This is a genomic window from Pantoea folii (assembly GCF_056678875.1).
On record NZ_JBWXON010000018.1, the window covers coordinates 114,807 to 133,413 of the forward strand.

Annotated in this window: 27 protein-coding genes; 23 read left to right on the forward strand and 4 right to left on the reverse strand. The window is 53.9% G+C overall.

Features of this window, described 5'->3' with window-relative positions; all coding sequences use genetic code 11:
- Window positions 1–35 precede the first annotated feature (35 nt).
- From AC1MDE_RS19740 to AC1MDE_RS19770, 7 genes are all read left to right on the forward strand, one after another.
- Window positions 36–263, forward strand: a complete 228-nt coding sequence (locus AC1MDE_RS19740; RefSeq protein ID WP_480345016.1) for a DUF2732 family protein — start codon at window positions 36–38, stop codon at window positions 261–263.
- Window positions 263–490, forward strand: a complete 228-nt coding sequence (locus AC1MDE_RS19745) for a TraR/DksA family transcriptional regulator (protein ID WP_105088565.1) — start codon at window positions 263–265, stop codon at window positions 488–490. The genes AC1MDE_RS19740 and AC1MDE_RS19745 overlap by 1 nt, the downstream gene beginning before the upstream one ends.
- Window positions 487–804 (forward strand): DUF5405 family protein, encoded by a 318-nt coding sequence (locus tag AC1MDE_RS19750; protein WP_480345017.1) that lies wholly within the window; start codon window positions 487–489, stop codon window positions 802–804. Before AC1MDE_RS19745 ends, AC1MDE_RS19750 begins: the two co-directional genes overlap by 4 nt.
- Window positions 797–2,809, forward strand: coding sequence for a replication endonuclease (locus tag AC1MDE_RS19755; RefSeq protein WP_480345018.1), 2,013 nt, complete (start codon window positions 797–799; stop codon window positions 2,807–2,809). The genes AC1MDE_RS19750 and AC1MDE_RS19755 overlap by 8 nt, the downstream gene beginning before the upstream one ends.
- Before the next feature lie 98 nt (window positions 2,810–2,907).
- The gene (locus AC1MDE_RS19760; RefSeq protein ID WP_211727663.1) at window positions 2,908–3,096 is read left to right on the forward strand and encodes a hypothetical protein; all 189 of its coding nucleotides are present in this window, start codon (window positions 2,908–2,910) and stop codon (window positions 3,094–3,096) included.
- A 404-nt stretch (window positions 3,097–3,500) separates the two neighbouring features.
- Entirely contained in the window at window positions 3,501–4,505 is a 1,005-nt protein-coding gene (locus AC1MDE_RS19765; RefSeq protein WP_480345019.1) for a reverse transcriptase domain-containing protein, read from the forward strand.
- Window positions 4,505–5,845: an AAA family ATPase gene (locus AC1MDE_RS19770; protein ID WP_480345020.1), complete on the forward strand. Its 1,341-nt coding sequence runs from the start codon at window positions 4,505–4,507 to the stop codon at window positions 5,843–5,845. The genes AC1MDE_RS19765 and AC1MDE_RS19770 overlap by 1 nt, the downstream gene beginning before the upstream one ends.
- A 51-nt stretch (window positions 5,846–5,896) precedes the next feature.
- On the opposite strand, the gene AC1MDE_RS19775 is transcribed toward AC1MDE_RS19770, so the two are convergent.
- Entirely contained in the window at window positions 5,897–6,928 is a 1,032-nt protein-coding gene (locus tag AC1MDE_RS19775; RefSeq protein ID WP_480345021.1) for a phage portal protein, read from the reverse strand.
- A gap of 1 nt (window position 6,929) precedes the next feature.
- Window positions 6,930–8,696, reverse strand: coding sequence for a terminase ATPase subunit family protein (locus AC1MDE_RS19780; RefSeq protein WP_036621156.1), 1,767 nt, complete (start codon window positions 8,694–8,696; stop codon window positions 6,930–6,932).
- 143 nt (window positions 8,697–8,839) lie between these two features.
- Here AC1MDE_RS19780 and AC1MDE_RS19785 point away from each other — a divergent pair, with 143 nt between their 5' ends.
- From AC1MDE_RS19785 to AC1MDE_RS19835, 11 genes are all read left to right on the forward strand, one after another.
- Complete coding sequence (locus AC1MDE_RS19785) at window positions 8,840–9,691, forward strand: GPO family capsid scaffolding protein (RefSeq protein WP_480345022.1); 852 nt, start codon at window positions 8,840–8,842, stop codon at window positions 9,689–9,691.
- A gap of 16 nt (window positions 9,692–9,707) precedes the next feature.
- Window positions 9,708–10,763, forward strand: a complete 1,056-nt coding sequence (locus tag AC1MDE_RS19790) for a phage major capsid protein, P2 family (protein WP_480345023.1) — start codon at window positions 9,708–9,710, stop codon at window positions 10,761–10,763.
- Between the two features lie 3 nt (window positions 10,764–10,766).
- Complete coding sequence (locus AC1MDE_RS19795; RefSeq protein WP_480345024.1) at window positions 10,767–11,417, forward strand: phage terminase small subunit; 651 nt, start codon at window positions 10,767–10,769, stop codon at window positions 11,415–11,417.
- 98 nt (window positions 11,418–11,515) lie between these two features.
- Window positions 11,516–11,980, forward strand: a complete 465-nt coding sequence (locus AC1MDE_RS19800) for a head completion/stabilization protein (RefSeq protein ID WP_480345025.1) — start codon at window positions 11,516–11,518, stop codon at window positions 11,978–11,980.
- On the forward strand, window positions 11,980–12,183 hold the full coding sequence (locus AC1MDE_RS19805) for a tail protein X (protein ID WP_480345026.1): 204 nt from the start codon (window positions 11,980–11,982) through the stop codon (window positions 12,181–12,183). The genes AC1MDE_RS19800 and AC1MDE_RS19805 overlap by 1 nt, the downstream gene beginning before the upstream one ends.
- A 3-nt stretch (window positions 12,184–12,186) precedes the next feature.
- Entirely contained in the window at window positions 12,187–12,399 is a 213-nt protein-coding gene (locus tag AC1MDE_RS19810) for an HP1 family phage holin (RefSeq protein ID WP_009127601.1), read from the forward strand.
- The gene (locus AC1MDE_RS19815) at window positions 12,380–12,895 is read left to right on the forward strand and encodes a lysozyme (RefSeq protein WP_480345027.1); all 516 of its coding nucleotides are present in this window, start codon (window positions 12,380–12,382) and stop codon (window positions 12,893–12,895) included. The genes AC1MDE_RS19810 and AC1MDE_RS19815 overlap by 20 nt, the downstream gene beginning before the upstream one ends.
- The gene (lysB, locus tag AC1MDE_RS19820; protein ID WP_480345028.1) at window positions 12,892–13,320 is read left to right on the forward strand and encodes an Rz-like lysis system protein LysB; all 429 of its coding nucleotides are present in this window, start codon (window positions 12,892–12,894) and stop codon (window positions 13,318–13,320) included. The genes AC1MDE_RS19815 and lysB overlap by 4 nt, the downstream gene beginning before the upstream one ends.
- Complete coding sequence (gene lysC / locus AC1MDE_RS19825) at window positions 13,208–13,453, forward strand: Rz1-like lysis system protein LysC (protein WP_480345038.1); 246 nt, start codon at window positions 13,208–13,210, stop codon at window positions 13,451–13,453. The genes lysB and lysC overlap by 113 nt, the downstream gene beginning before the upstream one ends.
- On the forward strand, window positions 13,416–13,856 hold the full coding sequence (locus tag AC1MDE_RS19830) for a phage tail protein (protein WP_480345029.1): 441 nt from the start codon (window positions 13,416–13,418) through the stop codon (window positions 13,854–13,856). Before lysC ends, AC1MDE_RS19830 begins: the two co-directional genes overlap by 38 nt.
- Window positions 13,849–14,295, forward strand: coding sequence for a phage virion morphogenesis protein (locus AC1MDE_RS19835; RefSeq protein WP_480345030.1), 447 nt, complete (start codon window positions 13,849–13,851; stop codon window positions 14,293–14,295). Before AC1MDE_RS19830 ends, AC1MDE_RS19835 begins: the two co-directional genes overlap by 8 nt.
- 34 nt (window positions 14,296–14,329) lie before the next feature.
- On the opposite strand, the gene AC1MDE_RS19840 is transcribed toward AC1MDE_RS19835, so the two are convergent.
- Window positions 14,330–14,701 (reverse strand): hypothetical protein, encoded by a 372-nt coding sequence (locus AC1MDE_RS19840; protein WP_480345031.1) that lies wholly within the window; start codon window positions 14,699–14,701, stop codon window positions 14,330–14,332.
- Window positions 14,685–15,194 (reverse strand): hypothetical protein, encoded by a 510-nt coding sequence (locus AC1MDE_RS19845; protein WP_480345032.1) that lies wholly within the window; start codon window positions 15,192–15,194, stop codon window positions 14,685–14,687. Before AC1MDE_RS19845 ends, AC1MDE_RS19840 begins: the two co-directional genes overlap by 17 nt.
- Window positions 15,195–15,281: 87 nt before the next feature.
- Between AC1MDE_RS19845 and AC1MDE_RS19850 the strand changes: the two genes are divergently transcribed.
- The 5 genes from AC1MDE_RS19850 to AC1MDE_RS19870 all read left to right on the forward strand — a co-directional run.
- Window positions 15,282–15,860 carry a phage baseplate assembly protein V gene (locus tag AC1MDE_RS19850; protein ID WP_480345033.1) on the forward strand — a complete coding sequence of 193 codons (579 nt, stop codon included), beginning with the start codon at window positions 15,282–15,284 and terminating at the stop codon, window positions 15,858–15,860.
- Complete coding sequence (locus AC1MDE_RS19855; protein WP_480345039.1) at window positions 15,860–16,213, forward strand: GPW/gp25 family protein; 354 nt, start codon at window positions 15,860–15,862, stop codon at window positions 16,211–16,213. Before AC1MDE_RS19850 ends, AC1MDE_RS19855 begins: the two co-directional genes overlap by 1 nt.
- Window positions 16,200–17,114 carry a baseplate J/gp47 family protein gene (locus tag AC1MDE_RS19860; RefSeq protein ID WP_480345034.1) on the forward strand — a complete coding sequence of 305 codons (915 nt, stop codon included), beginning with the start codon at window positions 16,200–16,202 and terminating at the stop codon, window positions 17,112–17,114. Before AC1MDE_RS19855 ends, AC1MDE_RS19860 begins: the two co-directional genes overlap by 14 nt.
- Complete coding sequence (locus AC1MDE_RS19865; RefSeq protein ID WP_480345035.1) at window positions 17,111–17,719, forward strand: phage tail protein I; 609 nt, start codon at window positions 17,111–17,113, stop codon at window positions 17,717–17,719. Before AC1MDE_RS19860 ends, AC1MDE_RS19865 begins: the two co-directional genes overlap by 4 nt.
- Window positions 17,716–18,607: phage tail protein (locus AC1MDE_RS19870; protein ID WP_480345036.1), on the forward strand; the 892-nt coding region annotated here is incomplete at its 3' end. The genes AC1MDE_RS19865 and AC1MDE_RS19870, both read left to right, overlap by 4 nt.

The window sequence follows — 18,607 nt, forward strand, 5'->3', positions numbered from 1 at the left end:
GGGCATTCTTTTGCCCAAATTATGGAGAAAGATAAATGCGAAATATTGAAACCCGAAACTTTGAAGCCGATGCAGAAGTGCTAAACGCGATGCTGAGTAAGGCCAAAAGTGAGCAGCGATCAGATGATGCGCTGGCCGTATCCGTTCGCCTGGCAGCATTAGCGATTAACGCAAGAAACAAAGAAATGTCAGCCGCTGAAATTATCGAACTGCTGGACAAAGAATCCGCACGTTTCGAGAACCAATCACGGGAGCTGCACTAATGGCCGACTCAATGGATCTGGTTCAGCAGCGCGTCCAGGAAGAACTGGCGCGCAATCTGGCAACGGCTATTCACCGTCCTGCAGGTGCAAGTGAGTTTTTCTGCCTGTCATGCGATGCAGCTATTCCAGAAGCGCGTCGCCGAGCGTTGCCGGGTGTCGAGCTATGCGTTACCTGCAAAGAGATTAGCGAACTGAAAAGCGTGCATTACAAAGGGGCCGCGCTTTGAGAGTCCAGATTGATAACCGCTATGCAGTGCGCGCGTTGAAATCCAGTGAGCCAGGCAAGCCGCAACAGTTGGTGTTAGAGAAATTCAGCTGGCTTGAGATTGATGGCGTCCGTCAGCGCGTGCCGCAAACCATGGCCGTGTATGAGTCGAAAGTGCTTTTGATGCGCGATCTGGCTGCTGATGTCATTGGTCGCAGTGTATTGCACGGCCAGATGAAAACAACTGCGGCCTTTGTGGCGGAAACTCGCCGCATTGCTGAGTTGGTCGAGGCTGCAGTGCAAGAGCTGCCTGAACTTCAGGCCGCGCATGTCTGAAAGACTTCCTGATCTCCTGACTGGTGAATATCACGCCGTAAATCAGCAGCGGCGTGAAGTCTTTGGCATGTCCGCTCCGGCGGATATGTCCCTTTCTGAGCGCCGTCTCTGGAATGTGAATCCAGAGGACCACAACTGGCGCAGCCAATATCTGCAAAATATGCCGGATTATCTGGCCGGTTACTTTGCCGATCGCTACAGCAAAATCCTCTCAGCAAATAATGGCCGCCGTCGGGCCAATGCGTTTCTGCGCCAGACTATCGGCCAGAACGTATTGCCACGCCTGCAGCTGGTTCGCAGTCGCTACCGTCTTGATGAAGCCGCTCAATATGAACTGCCGTTCATCAAGCAGCTTGATCGTCTGCCCACGCTTGACCGGCAGGACGTGCGCGATCTGGCTTATAAGGTCGCATCCTATCTTTCGCTTAGCCTGACTGAGTTTGTCGATAAAACCTCTATGCCGCAGGAAGCAGACGAGCAGACCGTAACGTGTATTGCGTATCGCTACGTTGCTGAGCAGGCCGCATTGACCGGCACGCAGCCGCCATATTGGGTGGAGTTCAAAGCCTGCAAAGGTGAGCTTACTATGCGTAAGGCACAATCGGGTTTATTGCGCATGATGGCGCCAGAGTGGTGGCGCGGTCGTCTTAAGCAGATGCGCGATCTCCAGCGTGAGCACATGGCAATAGCAGTAGGGCAAGTTCAGAAATCTGCTTCGCCTTACGTTTCACGCGGCACGCTGGCGGAATGGGTTGAGCAGAAGAAACGTAACCGTGATTTCTTCAAACGCTACGATCTGATGAACAAAGAGACCGGTGACCGCATTGCGATGGATGAAATGGTCAATCGCAGCACCGCGAACCCGGCCATGCGCCGCCGCGAGCTGATGACTAGAATGCGCGGCTTTGAAGATATCGCCAATGAAACCGGCTGCGTAGGGGACTTTTACACGCTCACCGCGCCGTCGCGTTATCACTCCGTTTACAGCCAGGGTGGTTTCATTACCAAATGGAACGGCTCCAGCCCGCGCGATACGCAGCGTTATCTATGCCGCGTTTGGGCGCGTATCCGCGCGGCGCTGTCTCGCGAAGAAATCCATGTTTTTGGTTTCCGTGTGGTTGAGCCTCATCACGACGGCACGCCACACTGGCACATGCTGCTGTTTATGCTGCCGGAGCATCGCGAACGTGTGCAGCAAGTCATGCGTGAGCACGCCAGCAAAGAAGATGCCGACGAACTGACCACGCCGCAGGCGCGCAAAGCACGTTTTCACGCTGAACCTATCGAACCGACCAAAGGCAGCGCCACGGGTTACATCGCTAAATACATCTCAAAAAATATCGACGGCTTCGCAATGGACGGCGAAAAGGATGATGAAACCGGCTCAAACATGCGCGAGATGGCGAAAGCCGTTTGTGCGTGGGCATCGCGCTGGCGTATTCGCCAGTTCCAGCAGATTGGCGGTGCGCCGGTTACAGTTTGGCGTGAGCTGCGCCGCCTCGGCGATACACGTCTACCGAACGAGAAGATGGACGCCGTGCTGGCATCTGCTTCTGTTGCCAGCTGCTGGGCGTCTTACACCATGGCGCAGGGTGGCCCGCTGGTAGCGCGTGATGATCTGGTGATCCGCCTCTGCTATGAAATCACCGAAATGGGCAACGAGTACGCCGAAGACGTGCAGCGCGTGCAGGGTATCTACTCGCCTCACTATCAGGATTCTGAAGTATTCACACGTCTGGTGAAGTGGGAAGCCGTTGCCAAATTAGCCGACGCATCAGCGGAGGCTGGCCCTTCTGGCGGCAACGCCGCCCCTTGGAGTTCTGTCAATAACTGTACGGGGCCAGAGCGCCGACGTTTAGAGATGGAGTTAAAAGCTCGCGGATTTGAAGGGCATGATGAAGAAATAGGCTTGTTGAAAAGAGGATGCAGCCTAAATGCGGGGGCGAGGCGAAGGCTTTTTTATCAGAACGGAAGGCTACAGGAAGCTGCTTTGGACCAGAGATGATCTAGAGCAATCTCATTGAAAGATAAAAAAGAGTTTCACATTGAGACTCATTTTATATACTGTACACATATACAGTTGTTTGATGATGAGGAGGAAGCATGCAGGATTATCTTTTGGAGTCGGTGAAGCTCCAGCGCATTGATTTGTTTCTAAAACTTGTTGCTATTAGTGACTGCACGGAGTCGGAAAAAAGTATGGCTATCGAGTGGGTTGCCGAGCTAACTGATGAGTTAATGGCGCGCTTGCGGAATCATGAATACAGCCGTTCGATGAATCAATTGGAGTGAGAATTGGTGGCCCTAATGTCCACTGTGAGCATGCATGACTATGCTGCATGAAATCGCATGATCCAAAATGGATCTCATTTCTCCCGGCCCGCCTATTCTGGCGGGCTTTTGCCTACTTCATGCAGTGCATGAAAACCGTTACGTTAAGCGGGCAGGCGTGGCGGGGGTACGAGCGCGCGCTAGAGCATTAAACACCTGACTTGCGGATTTTTCTATTATTTTAAGCGAGGTAAACTTGAATGTAACCTGATATTGGGTTAGCCTGAGCTTATGCCATCGGACTAGGAGTATCTCCAGTCATAATCGAAGGCCTCTACAGGCAATTATGTAATTGTTGCATTTGTGCCCCCTTAATCCTTAGGGGGCATACTTGTAATAATGTCAAATATGCTGAGAAAATCCAAATGCCTACATCAGTTTTTAAAAATAGCTCCCCGCCTTCTGAATCAAATGAACTAACAATAAAAAATATTGAACAACTATTTAAATCATACTTTCATGATAAGTATGATTATAGAATATTTCATGAATTAGATGTTAGCAGTGAGACTAAAGTAGTTTACTCAGATCATAAGAAAGTAATTTATGGTTGTTCTGAAGAGTTGAAAGCTGTTCATAAGTTTTTGAATTCTTTTATCTTCCGTAAGCTGAAAGTAAGAAATGACTTAGTTTTCTCTTACAGAACCGGACATAATGTTCTTGACGCCTTAACTCCTCATGCCGAAAGTAAGTTTTACTTTAAAACTGATATCAGTAATTTTTTTCCATCGATAAAGAGTGATCTGGTCCTCAGTACGCTTGAATTAAATGTTGCAGATTTGGCTATTTCTGACCTGCGAGAACACTTGAAGCGAATCACCGACTTGGTCACACTTCAGGGTGCTCTGCCTGTAGGGTTTTCTACATCTCCGCTTTTAAGTAATGCGTGTCTGTATAATTTTGACAATAAAATATCATTATTTTGCGAAGATAGTGGCCTAATTTACTCTCGGTATTCTGATGACATTATCATTTCTTCAGGAAGTAAAATTAACGGTATGGATATGCAAAAGACATTAGACTCTATGCTATCCGATGGGGAACTGTTAAGGTTTAAAATTAATGAAAAAAAGACAAGGCTACTCTCAAAAGGAAATAAGGTAAAGTTACTTGGTGCTGTAATATTACCTTCAGGAAGAATAACAGTTGATATGCAGGTGAAAAAAAGAGTTGAATCTATGATTCATTTTTATATGAACGATAAAGAAAAGTTCATTGACTTTTCAGGTGTGTCTTATGATGTCGCATTAAATAATTTATCTGGACTATTGAATCATATATCTTCAATCGATAGTGATTACTTGGATAAATTAAGGATGAAGTACGGTAATGCTATAATTGATATGTTTTTCCATAAATCGGTGAAGTAATGAAAATCGAAGTTGGAATAGAAAACGTTCAGCATATTAATAAACTAAACCTATCATTCGATTTGAGCGAGCTAAATATAATTTGTTTAGTTAGCAAAAATGGTGTGGGTAAGACCACAGTGGTAAAGTCATTAAGAAATCTTCAATACGCGGATACATTTTCAAAAACATCTTCACGTTTTATCTTTAATGAAAAAAGTCGAATTCGTATAAAGATAAATGAGCATGAATACACCTATACTTATAACAAAAAAATTGGTGTTATAGATAGTAGGCAAGTTGTTAGAAAAGAAATTAAAAACATGCTTTTTACGGAGCTACCAATCCCTTTTGGTGAAAGGTTTAATCACTTCCAAACATTAAGCTCTTCAGATGATATATTAAGGGAGGCTATTGCAAGCGAAAACTTTGATAGTCCAAATGAGCTTATAAATTTTCTTCAGGAAATTTATGGTTCAAATGGCTATAGTAACCTTAAAGTGACTAAGATAAAAAAAAGAGATGTCTATTTTATTCTTAAAGAGGATGGTTATTATATACGTGAGGATTATCTCAGTTCGGGCGAGTTTTTTGTAATTAACTTATATAAAATGTTTTTCGATGACAAGCAGCTTATCATCGTTGATGAGATTGATATATCTTTAGATTCATCTGCCCAGGTGAAGTTAGTCGGTTTTTTAAAAAAGTTATGCCATAGAAGTGGCAAGAAAATTATATTTACAACTCACTCTTTAGCACTCATTAAAACGCTGGACCCAGAAAGTATTTTTTATCTTGAATCTAATAACAATGTAACTAGTTTAGCCAATAGATCTTATAACTATATAAAAGCAACTATGTTTGGTTTTAATGGTTACGATAGGTACATTCTTACTGAAGATCTAGTTTTACAAGAATACCTAGAACATGTAATTTCACAAATGGATTCGGTTTTTTTTAATTATAAAATAATTTACATTGGTGGTGCGGATAATACTATTGATTTAATGAGAAGGAATTTCGAAAAAGAAATTTTCAGCTCTCCTGAAAACGTTGTTGTAGTTTTAGATGGTGACCAGCGGAAGAAATTAAAAAATGAATGGTCTCGTCCACCTTATGAACAGTTTAAAGATAAGATTATCCTCATCCCATTCGAAAGTGTCGAAAAGGATTTATTCGAGATATATGGTAGAGATCCAAGTGCATTCCCACTACTGACAAAAAATAATGGAGATAAGATTGTATTTAAAGGGCTGTCAATGAAAATTGGTGTTAAAGAAATATATAAACTGATTGAGTCCCGTTGCCCTGATGATGTTAATGAATTTGCAGAAAAAATAAAAATGTTTTTGGTAAGATAATTTTCAATTTGATAAAGTTATAAATTGCTGGCGTTAGCCAGCAATAAGATGCTACTCAAGTGAATAATCTTTGAATCGTATAACGCTTTCTCCAACCCACTCGTTAAGTTCTTCAACTCTACTTTGTAAGGGCTTTAATTCATTTCGAACGAAGACGCGGCTGGCCTTCTCCACATCACCAAAACCTCCAACATTATTCGGCATAATCCCCATCATCTGGGGCGGCACCCGGTGCGCGGCCATCATGTCGTCACGGCTTACGTTCTTAATGTTCAGAAACTCATCCTTAGCCGCTACCTCTGACAGCGGGATAATCTGGATCCCGTCCTTCTTCCCGTTCGGCGAGTACATAAACAGGTTGCGGAAGTTACCCGGCCCCTTGGCGCTTTTCATTGCCTGGCGGATATTGTTCACGTCTTCCTGATTCTGCGCGGCGTCGGTCATGTACATAATGAAACCGGCGTGACTGCCGTTCAGGTAGTATTTGCGGCGGAACAGCGTTGCCGACTCATTTAGCAGGGTGGACGGGATCGCCGAAAGGTATTCCGGCAGGCCGTAAACCTCCTGATTTAAATCCGGCTCCATCAGGTGAAACAAGCTGCCTTTAGTGAACTCGTAGGGCTGCGTATTCATGCCGTACTGCACGAACCAGTAGGTGTCTAAATCGGTGCCGCGTCGCGTGAATTTCGCCAGTGCCGGCTCAAGCGCCAGCACGCCACCCAGCCTGTTGGTACGCTTTTCCAGATAGGCATTGCCGAACACCAGATAATCCTGCACGAAACGGCTAAACGCCTGCTGGCTCAGCAGAGGATGTGGAATGAAGGTACTGGTCAGTATGTTGCGCTTCACGTTGATCGGCGAACTGTGATGGACGGCGGCGCGGAACGTGCGCGCCAGCCCGTCGAAGCTCACCGGCGGCTCATACCACTTATCCATCACCACGCATTCCACGTAGTCCAGCAGCTCGCGACGGTCCAGTACCGGCACCGGATCGCCAAAGGTGAACGCTTCTGCCGCTGTTCCGCCGGTCATCTTTTCCTGCTGCACGGGCTGCGTATTCGTGCGGTTCCTGCGTTTGCTCATTTTAAAAAATCTCCATAATGTTGCCGGTGTGGGCGGCTTCGCCCTGTAGCGGTTCGTTTGCCAGCGCGTGCATGGTCGCCCACGCCAGATCGGCGTGGCTCGCTTCTTCGCTGCGGCTGGCTTCGTAAGTAGGGCGGTTGCCGCTGGCCGTGGTGGCGCGGCGGATTGCCATAAATGACTGCGCGATGTCGAGGTGTCCGGCGTCGAACTCCAGACGCCCACTACTGATGATGTCGAATGCCTTCAGCACCAGGGCATTTTTGACGTTCGGGTTGTAGACGAACTCCTTCACCGCCGGATAAAACATCTTCACGTTCTCGTATACGCCGAGGCCGACGCCTGTGGAGTCAATACCGATATAGGTCACGTTGTACTGCTGCGTCAGCTTTTTGATGGACTCGGCCTGCGCGCGGAAGTCCATGCCGCGCCACTGGTGGCGCTCCAGAATGCGGAACTTGCCGCCCGGCACGGCAGGCGGGGCGATCACCACGCACCCGGCGCTGTCGCCGTTCTGCGTACCTTTCGCCGGGTCGTAACCGATCCACACTTCGCGCCAGCCGAACGGCCGCAGCGCCAGCGCTTCGAAGTCGCTCCAGATTTCCCAGCTGTCCACCATGCATTTTTGCAGCAGCTGCAGCGGGAACACGGACGCCAGATCGTCCACGAATTCGCACATCAGCAGGTTCTGGTATTCCGGCGGGCTGTATTCGAGGCGCAGCTGGTCGAGGTCAAACAGGTTACAGCCGCCGCGCACGGCATCCTCAACGGTGACAATCTGGCGGAACTGGCCGTCATCGCAGAAGCGGCCTGGCGACAGGTTTGTGTGCGACAGGTCGATGTCCACGCGGTCCGCCTTGGCGCGGCCCCGGTTGAACAGGCCGCCGGACCAGAACGGATAGGCGCTGTGCGTGAGGCTGGACGGCGTGGAAAAATAGGTCTGACGCCACTTCTTGTGCAGCGCCATGCCGGACGCCACCTTGCGCAGCTCCTGAAATTTGGGGATCCAGAAGTATTCATCCAGGTACAGATTGCCGTGGTAGCTCTGCGCGGTGCGGGCGTTAGTGCCGAGGAAGTAAAGGCACGCGCCGTTGCTGAGCGTCATCGGGTCGCCTTTCAGCTCTACGTCCACCTCTTTCGCGAACTCAATGATGTACTGCTTGAAGACGTGCGCCTGTGCCTTGCTGGCTGACAGGAAAATCTGGTTGCGCCCGGTGGTCAGCGCATCAAGCAGCGCCTCGCGGGCAAAGTAGTAGGTGGCACCAATCTGGCGCGACTTCAGCACGTTGCGTATGCGGTGCTTGTTGCCCGCGTCCCACCACTGGCGCTGGTAGCCGAACATGGATCCGTGGAAAATCTCCTGCAGCTTTTCCACCTGTTCGTCGGTAAACACGTTCTTTTCCGGCGGCTTGCGCGGCCCGCTGTTGCGGTTCGCCACGTTCGGATTGAGGTCCGCCTCGTTGCCGCCGTTGCTGAACTTGCCGATGCGGGCGTGCCGCTCTGACTGTCGCGCCAGCAGGTCAATCTCTTTGAAGTCTCTCCCTTCTTTTGTCTCCTTCATGATCAGCTGGCAGTAGCGCGCGGCGGTGGTCAGCTGCATCTGGTCAAGCGGGCCGTAGTCGCCCCACTTGTCGCGCTTCTTCCAGCTGTGAACGGTTGCGGGTTTCTCTCCCAGCATTTCAGCAATGCGGGCGATGCGGTATCCCTGAAAGTACAGCAGCATGGCCTGCCTGCGGGGATCGAGGTCTTCGGGGGCGAGTGTCGTTGTCATGGCCCCAAAATACGGCCCCGCCGGTCCCTTTTCCGCCGTCTCTCATTGTGTGGCTGGCCGCACAACGTGCGCGCGTTGTTTCACACCCCTCTGAACCGCAAACATAAGGCTTCTAAGCGTTTTATCTCAACGGAGCCTGGCTCATGACAGTAACTGCAAAACGTTTTCGGATCGGGGTGGAAGGTGCCACCACGGACGGACGCGAAATTTCCCGCGAATGGCTGGTACAGATGGCCGCCGCCTACAACCCGCAGGTTTACACGGCAACCATCAATCTGGAGCACCTGAAATCCTACGCACCGGACAGCACCTTCAATCGCTACGGCACGGTGAGCGCGCTGGGGACTGAGGAAATCACCGACGGCCCGCTGGCCGGAAAGCTGGCGCTGTATGCCGACATCCTGCCGACGGAATCCCTCGTGGAGCTCGTCAAAAAAGGCCAGAAGCTTTTCACCTCCATGGAAGTCAGCACCAAGTTCGCCGACACCGGCAAAGCCTATCTGGTTGGCCTGGCTGCTACCGACGACCCGGCAAGCCTCGGCACCGAGATGCTGGCCTTCAGCGCCAGCGCGCAACACAACCCGCTGGCAAAGCGCAAGCAGCACCCGGAAAACCTGTTCACCGCCGCCACCGAGACCGTGATCGAGCTGGAAGTAGTGGAGGAAAAGCCCGCGCTGTTTGCCCGCGTCACCGCGCTGTTCAGCAAAAAACAGCAGTCCGACGACGCGCGATTTTCTGACGTGCATAAGGCGGTGGAGCTGATTGCTACTGAACACCAGAACTACGGCACCCGCACCGACAAGACGCTGGGCGAGCAGGCGGAACGCCTGAGCAAGCTGGAGACCGAGCTGGAAACGCAGCTGGCCGACCTGAAAGAGCAGAAAGCGGACTTTGCCGAACTGAAGGAGCAGCTGGGCCGCGAAGACAGCCGCGCCGATTTCCGCCAGCGCGCACCGGGTGGCAACGCGCCAGCCGCGAACATGACCAACTGCTAAAGGAGCAGCATATCCAATGAAAAAGAATACCCGCTTTGCCTTCAACGCCTACCTGATACAGCTGGCAAAACTTAACGGCGTGCCGGTTGAAGAGTTGTCCAGCAAGTTCAACGTGGAGCCTTCAGTGGCTCAAACGCTGGAAGACACCATTCAGCAGTCGGCGGCCTTCCTGACGCTAGTCAACGTGATCGGCGTGCCTGAGCAATCCGGCCAACTGCTGGGTCTTGGCGTCGGCAGCACCATTGCAGGCACCACCGACACCACGGCTAAAGACCGTGAGCCAACCGATCCGACGGTGATGACGGATATTGAGTACCGTTGCGAGCAGACCAACTTTGATACGGCGTTTACCTACGCGAAGCTGGACCTGTGGGCGAAGTTTCAGGACTTCCAGACCCGCATCCGTGACGCCATCGTGAAGCGTCAGGCGCTGGACCGCATCATGATTGGTTTCAACGGTCTTGCCCGCGCCAAAACCTCCAACCGCACCGCCAACCCGCTGCTGCAGGACGTGAACAAGGGCTGGCTGCAGAAGGTACGTGAAGACGCGCCGGACAACGTGCTGGGCAGCGTGACCAAAGACGGCGAAACCACCGCCGAGCCGGTGAAGGTGGGCAAGGGCGGCGTATATGCCAACCTCGACGCGCTGGTGATGGATGCGGTTAACGAGCTGATTGATCCGATTTTCCAGGACGACGACGCACTGGTGGTCATCTGTGGCCGCGAGCTGCTGGCGGACAAGTATTTCCCGCTGGTTAACAACGAGCAGGACAACACCAATAAGCTTGCCGCCGATCTCATCATCAGTCAGAAACGTATGGGCGGCCTGCAGGCGGTGCGCGCGCCGTACTTCCCGGCTAATGCGGTGCTGATCACCCGCCTCGATAACCTGTCGATTTACTGGCAGGAAGAATCCCGCCGCCGCTCACTCATCGACAACCCGAAACGGGACCGTATCGAAAACTTTGAATCGGTTAATGAGGCCTACGTGGTTGAGGACTACCGCTGCGCTGCGCTGGTTGAAAACATCATCATTGGTGAGTTCTCCGCAGACGCTGGCGCGGGAGCGTAAGCCATGAGCCTGAGTCCCGCACGGCAGCACCGCCAGCGCGTCCAGGCTGAACAGGCCGCCCGTCAGGGCGGCAGTGTTCGCCACGCCAGCGGCTACGAGTTGATGCTGATGCAGCTCGGCGAGGACCGCCGCCGCCTCAAGGGCATTCAGTCCACCGTGAAGAAGGCAGAAATCAAGGTGGAAGTCCTGCCGAAATACGTGCCCTGGGTGGACGGTGTGCTGGCCGCAGACGGCGCGCAGCAGGACGACGTGCTGATGTACGTGATGCTGTGGCGCGTTGATGCCGGTGATTATGCCGGGGCGCTTACCATAGGCCGCCACGCTATCCGCCACGGTTGGTCTATGCCGCAGGGCTTTAGCCGCAACGTGCAGACGCTGCTGGCCGAGGAAATGGCCGACGCCGCCAAAAACGCCATCGTGGCAAAAACCGACTTTGACCCCGACCTGCTGATGCAGACGCTCGACGTGATCGGCGATCTGGACATGCCCGATCAGTCGCGCGCGCGCCTGCATAAGTCGCTTGGCTGGGTGCTGCGCGAAAGCCAGCCAGTTTCTGCACTTAACCATTTGCAGCGGGCCATGCAGCTCGACGAGCGCTGCGGGGTGAAAAAAGACATTGAGCAGCTGGAGCGGAAAATCCGCAACGCCAGCTGATAACCGGACGTGCCCACGCGCGGGGCGGCACGGGGTGGCGACAGGCAGCGCCGCATCAAAACCCCGTCCACCGCCCACCTATTCAGGAGAAATAAGGCATGCAGTTTGTAGCGCCGGAAAAGGCGACGGGAACGCCGGAAATTATCCCCAACAACTCATTCTGGCCGGACATCGATCTGGCGACGTTTCGCAACGTGATGCGTGTTGACGGCACGGTGACGCCGCAGCGTCTCAAGCAGGTGGTGCTCACCGCAATGGCGGAGGTCAACGCCGAGTTGTACCCGTGGCGCGAACGTCAGGAGCTGCGCGGCTTTAACGGTCTGGCCGACGTACCGGCTGAGCAGCTTAACGGGCGCAGCGTGCGTCTGCATCACTATGAAAATGCGGTGTGGTGCTGGGCGCGCGCGGTGCTGAACGAGCGCTATCAGGACTTTGACGCCACCGCCGCCGCAGCGAAGCGCGGGGAAGAACTGGAAGACGCAACCGGCGACCTGTGGCGCGACGCGCGCTGGGCCATCAGTCGCGTGCAGAACGCGCCGCACTGCACCGTCGAGCTTATCTGATGAGGGTGCGCGCGCAGCAGGGCGACACGGTAGACGAAATCTGCTGGCGTCACTACGGGCGCACGCAGGGCATGACGGAGCAGGTATTGCAGGCGAATCCGGGGCTGGCGGAGCACGGCCCCTTTTTACCGCACGGGCTGGAGGTGGAGCTGCCGGACGTGACGGCGGCGGCCACCGTGCAGGCCGTCCAGCTTTGGGACTGAATCATGTGGGAAAGAATCCGCGCCGGGATCGTCTGGTTTATTGCTGTCGGTATGGCATGGCTGGGCGACATGTCGCTGAAAGACGTTTCAACCGTGGCCGGGGTGTTAATCGGACTGCTGATGGCGATCATCAGCTGGTACTACAAGCGCAAAACCTATCAGCTGCTGGCCGCCGGGCGCATCACGCGGGAGGAATATGAATCTGCAAACCGTTAAGCGCTGTACCATTGGCGCGGTGCTGACCATTGCGGCGACGCTGCCGGGTTTCCCGCAGCTGCACACCTCCGTCGAGGGGCTGAAGCTGATCGCCGATTATGAGGGCTGCCGCCTGAAGCCATACCTGTGCGATGCGGGCAAGTGGACAGACGGCATAGGTAACACCGTCGGCGTAGTACCGGGCCGGACCATCACCGAGCGGCAGGCGGCGGGCAACTTCATCACCAACGTGTTACGCGTTGAGGCGGCACTGGCGCGATGCGCTGCGGTTTCGATGCCGCAGCCGGTATACGACGCGCTGGTGTCGCTGGCGTTTAACGTCGGCACCGGCAACGCCTGCGGCTCGACCATGGTGGCGCTCATCAAAGAGGAGCGATGGCGCGATGCCTGCTACCAGCTGCCGCGCTGGGTGTACGTGAAGGGCGTATTCAACCAGGGGCTGGATAACCGGCGACAGCGCGAGATGGCGTGGTGCTTTAAGGGAGTGAAAGCATGATGCGCACGCTGGCGGCGATGGTGCTGGTTCTGTTTGCCGCGCTTGGCGTGCAGTCGTGGAGGCTCAGCACCGCCCACAACAAAATCGACGCGCAGGTTAAGGATTTAGCCGCGCAGGGCAAAAAGCTGTCGCAGAAAAACGGCCAGCTGCTTGCCCTCAACATCCTGACCCAGACCAGCAGCCGGGCGCAGACTCAGCTTTACGCCGCCGCCGAGCAGAACGGCACGCTGCTGCGTGACCGGCAGCGCACCATTGAGGAACTTAAACGTGAAAATGACGAGCTTCGCCGCTGGGCTGATGCCGATTTGCCTGATCCTATTATCCGGCTGCGCCAGCGTCCGGCCCTCACCGGAGGTCAGTCTTACCGTGAGTGGCTGTCCACGAATCACCCCGTGCCGCCTGGACGCAGCCGCACCGCGCCGTAACGGCGACCTGCTGGCGCTGCTGGACGACACCGAAGCAGCCTGGGCGGCCTGCGCCGATAAGGTAGACACCATAATCAGCTGTCAGGATAAAGACGATGAACAAGCCGCAGTCCTTGCGAAACGCCCTGAATAAGGCCGTGCCCTACGTAGCCGACAACCCGGACCGCCTGCACCTGTTCGTTGACAACGGCGCGGTGGTTGCCACCTCCGCCACGTCGATATCGTGGGAGTACCGCTACACCCTCAACGTGGTGGTGACGGACTTCACCGGCGACCAGAATCTGCTGATGGCGCCCGTTTTATTCTGGCTAGGCGTCAACCAGCCGGACGCGCTGCAGAACGCCACCGAACGAGAACGGCTTTTCACCTTTGAGGCGGACATACTCGGCAATGACCGCTGCGACATCAGCATGAACCTGAAGCTCACGGAGCGTGTGGTCGTGAAGAAAGTGGACGGTGTGATGTCGGTTGAAGCCGTGCCGGAGCCGGAAGCGCCGGACGATGCAGAGGAAGGCTGGACGGTGCGCCGTGGCTGAACTGCATGAAGTTGAGGAGTGGCTTGGTGCGCTCCTGTCGCAGCTCGAACCCGCCGCTAGAACAAAGATGCTGCGCGAAGTTGCGCGCGATGTTCGACGCATCCAGCAGAACAACATCACGCTGCAGCGCAGCCCGGACGGCACTGCATGGGAGCCGCGACGCGTCACCGCCCGGACCAAGCCGGGCCGCATTCGCCGCAAGATGTTTGCGAAGCTCAAAACGGCGAAGTATCTCAAGGCGCAGGCAAACGAAGATTTAGCGGAGGTTTCATTTGTTCCAATTGTATATAAGATTGCTCAGGTTCATCATTTTGGTTTGAAAGAGCGAGCAGGAAAAAGAGGGGTTATAATAAAATACCCTGCTAGAAAACTCATTGGTTTTGATTATCAATCATTGAGAAGAGTCGAGATGTTGCTAATAAGCTCATTATACAAGTGAGTCCATTTTAAGATGGCTCACTTGTATTTTAATTTCATTGATTTTCACTTCGTCGACTTAATTCTCCGTAAAGATCTCTGATTTTAGCCTCGGTATGAATATCTTTGTTGGTCATTTCGTCAAGCATTTTTCTCTCATCCTCACCAAGCTTATCTTTGTCTATCTGGTGAGCTTGTTTTTGAAACTCCGAAAAATTCCTATGGAATCTCCAATCATGTTGAACTGAGTCAATTTTCTTAATAATGACTGGCATGGTTAGTGATATGAAAATAATCAGCTGGTAATATATGGCTTCAGAAAGGGATTGAATTAAAATGCTTTTATATTTATATCCCAATAAAAAGCTTACGATTATATTTGAGAGTAATGATATAAGAAGCAAGCCTACTTCACTTGTTTTTTTCATTCTTCAAACCCTCTTTTAGTACATCGTTATAGGTGTTTATCTCCTGATTAATCATCTCTGAGGCTTCAAGTAACAATACCAGCATTCCAAGTATTGCCATTGATAAATAGCTGTTTTTATTTTCAATATAATAATGATCGTGAGTGCTGCTTCCCTCTCCATACAGCAAGTGAGAGATTTCAATGGCAAAGAGTTTATTTTCCTTTCTGTATGATACCTTGCAAGGGTTAGAAGAGTCGAAGTTAATGCGGTTAGATATTTCAAGTAGTTTTAAATATGGAATCTTGTCCTCTTCAATAGCAGTATATCCACTGGCAAGTGCTATTGAAAAGTCAGTTTTAAATATAGAGTCACCTTTGCGTTTATCAGAGCGGATTAAAAGAAATTTTGTATCACCTTTTGAAAATATGACATGGTCACCGTCTGTTTTAGATGGCAACTTTACACCTTCTAAAGCTGAGAGACTTTCAATTACATCGTCAAATTGGAACATATAATCACTTCTTACTAAAAATTGTGCTGTATATGGTACAAGCACGACGCATTTTTTCAAACTAAAAACTCCTGTAAAAATGCATCAATGAATACTCAACTCACCGAAATCATGCGCCTTATCACCAACTTGATCCGCACCGGCACCGTGTCCGCTGTGGACCCGGCTAATTGGCTGTGCCGGGTGAAAACGGGCGAACTTGAAACCAACTGGATTAACTGGCTCACCTGCCGCGCCGGTAATACCCGCACGTGGTGGCAGCCCTCGATCGGCGAGCAGGTTCTACTGCTGAGCCTCGGCGGCAATCTTGAAACCGCGTTTGCGCTGCCGGCCATTTATTCCGACGCCTTCCCGCCGCCTGATAATTCAGAGAACGGCAGCATCACCGTGTTCAACGACGGCGGCTGGTTCCAGTACGAGCCGGACACCGGCCAGCTGCTGATTAAGAACATCAAAAGCGTGCGCGTTGAGGCCGCCGACGGCATTCAGCTGATCACCGACCAGCTGGGCGTTGATGCCAGCCGGACGCTGATTAACAGCCAGACCGTGATGAACGGCGACGTGACCCACGGCGGCGGCAAGATGAGTTCAAACGGCGTAGTTGCAGATGCTCATGCCCATGACGGTGTGAAATCCGGCGGCGATATGTCAGGAGGTCCGCATTGATGTATCTCGGCATGAACCGCGACACCGGCGAAGCCATCACCGACACCGAGCACATTCGCCAGAGCGTGCGCGACATTCTGATCACGCCGGAAGGCAGCCGCATCGGGCGACGGGAATACGGCTCGCTGCTGTTGGTGCTGATTGACCAGCCGCAGAACGACGTGGTGCGCCTTCAGGTGATGGCGGCGGCGTACACGGCGCTGAGCCGCTGGGAGCCGCGTATCCGCCTCAGCTCTTTGAATATTACCAGCGCTTTTGATGGCTCCATGGTGGTTGAGCTGACCGGCCAGCGCGCCGACGGATCACCGCTCGCAATGTCAGTGCCTACGGGGGTGAACAGTGGCAGTAATTGACCTTTCGCAGCTGCCCGCACCGGAAGTGATCGAGGTGCCGGACTTTGAAACGCTGCTGGCCGAGCGTAAAGAAGCGCTGATTACGCTCTATCCGGCTGACGAGCAGGCCGCCATTCGCCGCGTGCTGGCGCTGGAATCCGATCCGATAGTGAAATGCCTGCAGGAAAGCGTTTACCGGGAAATCCTGTTGCGCCAGCGCATCAACGAGGCGGCGCAGGCGGTGATGGTGGCTTACGCGCTCGGCAGTGACCTCGACCAGCTGGCCGCGCGCAGTAACGTTGAGCGCCTGACCATCACACCGGCCAACCCGGACGCCGTGCCGCCGGTTGAGGCGGTGAAGGAATCGGACGACGCGCTGCGCGTACGCGTGCCAGAAGCGTTTGAGGGTTTATCGGTGGCCGGTCCGACGGCGGCCTACGAGTTTCACGCCCGCAGCGCAGACGGGCGGGTGCAGGATGTGTCCGCCATCAGCCCGTCACCGGCGACGGTGCTTGTCACCGTGCTGAGCCGCGAGGGTAACGGCACGGCAGCCGCTGATTTACTGAATACAGTGGACAAAGCGCTGAATGACGAAAGCGTGCGCCCGGTGGCGGACCGCGTGACCGTGCAGGCTGCAACCATCAACGACTACCGCGTGCAGGCGAAGCTGCACCTGTTTGACGGCGTGGCCGCTGCGCCCTGTCTGGAGGCCGCAAACGAGCGGCTTGCTACCTATCTCGCCGAGCAGAAAAGGCTGGGCCGCAGCGTGCGCCGCGAATCCTATGGTGCGGTCCTGCGCGTGGCCGGTGTGGACTGGGTGGAAATCACCGAACCGGCAGCCGACATCATCATGGACCGCACGCAGGCGGGCAACTGCACCGGGACGGACATCAGCGTGGCGGATGACGAGGTGCTGGCATGAGTAACAGCCTGCTACCGCCAGGCTCATCCGCGCTGGAGCGACGACTGACGCAGGCGTGCAGCGGCATTTCTGGCCTGAACGTGCCGCTGCGCGACCTGTGGAACCCGGACACCTGCCCGGTGAATTTTCTGCCCTATTTGGCCTGGGCATTTTCGGTGGACCGCTGGGACGAAAGCTGGCCGGAAAGTGTGAAGCGCAAGGTGGTGAAGGACGCGTTTTATATCCATCAGCACAAGGGCACCGTCAGCGCGCTCCGGCGCGTGGTGGAGCCGCTGGGCTATCTCATCCGTGTGATTGAGTGGTGGAAAACCAATGACGCGCCGGGCACGTTCCGGCTGGACGTCGGCGTGCTGGATACCGGCATCACCGAGGAAATGTATCACGAGCTGGAACGCGTGATTGCGGACGCCAAGCCGTGCAGCCGCCATCTTATCGGGCTTTCAATCACCCTGGACGCAAACGGCTCCGTGCCGGTGGCCGTTGCCAGCTACAGCGGCGACGAGCTGACCGTTTATCCCTACACCCCTGAACTAATCAGCGTCGGCGGGCCGGTGTATTCCGGCGCGACGGTGCATCTTATCGACCTGACGGAAGTGAGCGCATGACGACAAAATATTTTGCCCTGCTGACCAATCAGGGCGCGGCTAAGCTTGCCAACGCTGCCGCGCTCGGCACCAAAGTGAACATTACGCAGATGGCGGTAGGCGATGGCGGTGGCGTGCTGCCCACGCCTGACCCGGCACAGACGAAGCTCATCGGCGAGAAGCGCCGCGCGTCGCTTAACTCGCTGACGATTGACGCCGCTAACGGCAGCCAGATTATTGCCGAGCAGATCATCCCGGAGGGCGAGGGCGGTTTCTGGATCCGTGAAATCGGCCTGTTTGACGCAGACGGCGTGATGATTGCGGTGGCTAACTGCGCCGAGACCTACAAGCCGCAGCTTGCCGAGGGCAGCGGGCGCACGCAGACGGTGCGCATGATTATCATCGTGAACAGCACCAGCGCTGTGACGCTCAAAATAGATCCGTCGGTAGTGCTGGCGACCCGGCAATATACTGATGATAAGGCGCTGGAGGTGCGCCAGTACGCCGACGCCCTGCTGGATGCACATATCAAGGCAGCAGACCCGCATACGCAGTACGCGCCAAAAGTCAGCCCGACGTTTACCGGCAGCCCAAAAGCACCCACTGCGGCAGCGGGCAACAGCTCAACGCAACTGGCAACTACTGCCTTTGTGCAGGCAGCGCTGGCCGCACTGGCTGGCGGCGCGCCTGCCGCACTGGATACCCTGAAAGAGCTGGCCGATGCGCTGGGGGGTGATGCGAATTTCTCCACTACCGTACTTAATCAGCTGGCTGGAAAAATGGACATTGCGAAGAACGGTGCGGACATTGCGGACGTTTCGGCATTTCTCAAAAACCTTGGTTTGGGTGAAGCGGCTAAAAAGGATGTCGGAAATGGTGCAGGACAGGTGCCAGACATGAGCTTTTTTG

Bases quoted from the DNA above. Each gene is read 5' to 3' on its own strand.
- AC1MDE_RS19760 (WP_211727663.1), top strand. From the start codon at position 2,908: ATGCAGGATTATCTTTTGGAGTCGGTGAAGCTCCAGCGCATTGATTTG.
- AC1MDE_RS19810 (WP_009127601.1), top strand. From the start codon at position 12,187: ATGTGGGAAAGAATCCGCGCCGGGATCGTCTGGTTTATTGCTGTCGGT.
- AC1MDE_RS19805 (WP_480345026.1), top strand. From the start codon at position 11,980: ATGAGGGTGCGCGCGCAGCAGGGCGACACGGTAGACGAAATCTGCTGG.
- AC1MDE_RS19815 (WP_480345027.1), top strand. From the start codon at position 12,380: ATGAATCTGCAAACCGTTAAGCGCTGTACCATTGGCGCGGTGCTGACC.
- AC1MDE_RS19850 (WP_480345033.1), top strand. From the start codon at position 15,282: ATGAATACTCAACTCACCGAAATCATGCGCCTTATCACCAACTTGATC.
- AC1MDE_RS19840 (WP_480345031.1), bottom strand. From the start codon at position 14,701: ATGAAAAAAACAAGTGAAGTAGGCTTGCTTCTTATATCATTACTCTCA.
- AC1MDE_RS19740 (WP_480345016.1), top strand. From the start codon at position 36: ATGCGAAATATTGAAACCCGAAACTTTGAAGCCGATGCAGAAGTGCTA.
- AC1MDE_RS19865 (WP_480345035.1), top strand. From the start codon at position 17,111: ATGAGTAACAGCCTGCTACCGCCAGGCTCATCCGCGCTGGAGCGACGA.
- AC1MDE_RS19780 (WP_036621156.1), bottom strand. From the start codon at position 8,696: ATGACAACGACACTCGCCCCCGAAGACCTCGATCCCCGCAGGCAGGCC.
- AC1MDE_RS19855 (WP_480345039.1), top strand. From the start codon at position 15,860: ATGTATCTCGGCATGAACCGCGACACCGGCGAAGCCATCACCGACACC.
- AC1MDE_RS19830 (WP_480345029.1), top strand. From the start codon at position 13,416: ATGAACAAGCCGCAGTCCTTGCGAAACGCCCTGAATAAGGCCGTGCCC.
- AC1MDE_RS19770 (WP_480345020.1), top strand. From the start codon at position 4,505: ATGAAAATCGAAGTTGGAATAGAAAACGTTCAGCATATTAATAAACTA.
- AC1MDE_RS19785 (WP_480345022.1), top strand. From the start codon at position 8,840: ATGACAGTAACTGCAAAACGTTTTCGGATCGGGGTGGAAGGTGCCACC.
- AC1MDE_RS19745 (WP_105088565.1), top strand. From the start codon at position 263: ATGGCCGACTCAATGGATCTGGTTCAGCAGCGCGTCCAGGAAGAACTG.
- AC1MDE_RS19790 (WP_480345023.1), top strand. From the start codon at position 9,708: ATGAAAAAGAATACCCGCTTTGCCTTCAACGCCTACCTGATACAGCTG.
- AC1MDE_RS19800 (WP_480345025.1), top strand. From the start codon at position 11,516: ATGCAGTTTGTAGCGCCGGAAAAGGCGACGGGAACGCCGGAAATTATC.
- AC1MDE_RS19755 (WP_480345018.1), top strand. From the start codon at position 797: ATGTCTGAAAGACTTCCTGATCTCCTGACTGGTGAATATCACGCCGTA.
- AC1MDE_RS19765 (WP_480345019.1), top strand. From the start codon at position 3,501: ATGCCTACATCAGTTTTTAAAAATAGCTCCCCGCCTTCTGAATCAAAT.
- AC1MDE_RS19775 (WP_480345021.1), bottom strand. From the start codon at position 6,928: ATGAGCAAACGCAGGAACCGCACGAATACGCAGCCCGTGCAGCAGGAA.
- AC1MDE_RS19845 (WP_480345032.1), bottom strand. From the start codon at position 15,194: ATGTTCCAATTTGACGATGTAATTGAAAGTCTCTCAGCTTTAGAAGGT.
- AC1MDE_RS19795 (WP_480345024.1), top strand. From the start codon at position 10,767: ATGAGCCTGAGTCCCGCACGGCAGCACCGCCAGCGCGTCCAGGCTGAA.
- lysB (WP_480345028.1), top strand. From the start codon at position 12,892: ATGATGCGCACGCTGGCGGCGATGGTGCTGGTTCTGTTTGCCGCGCTT.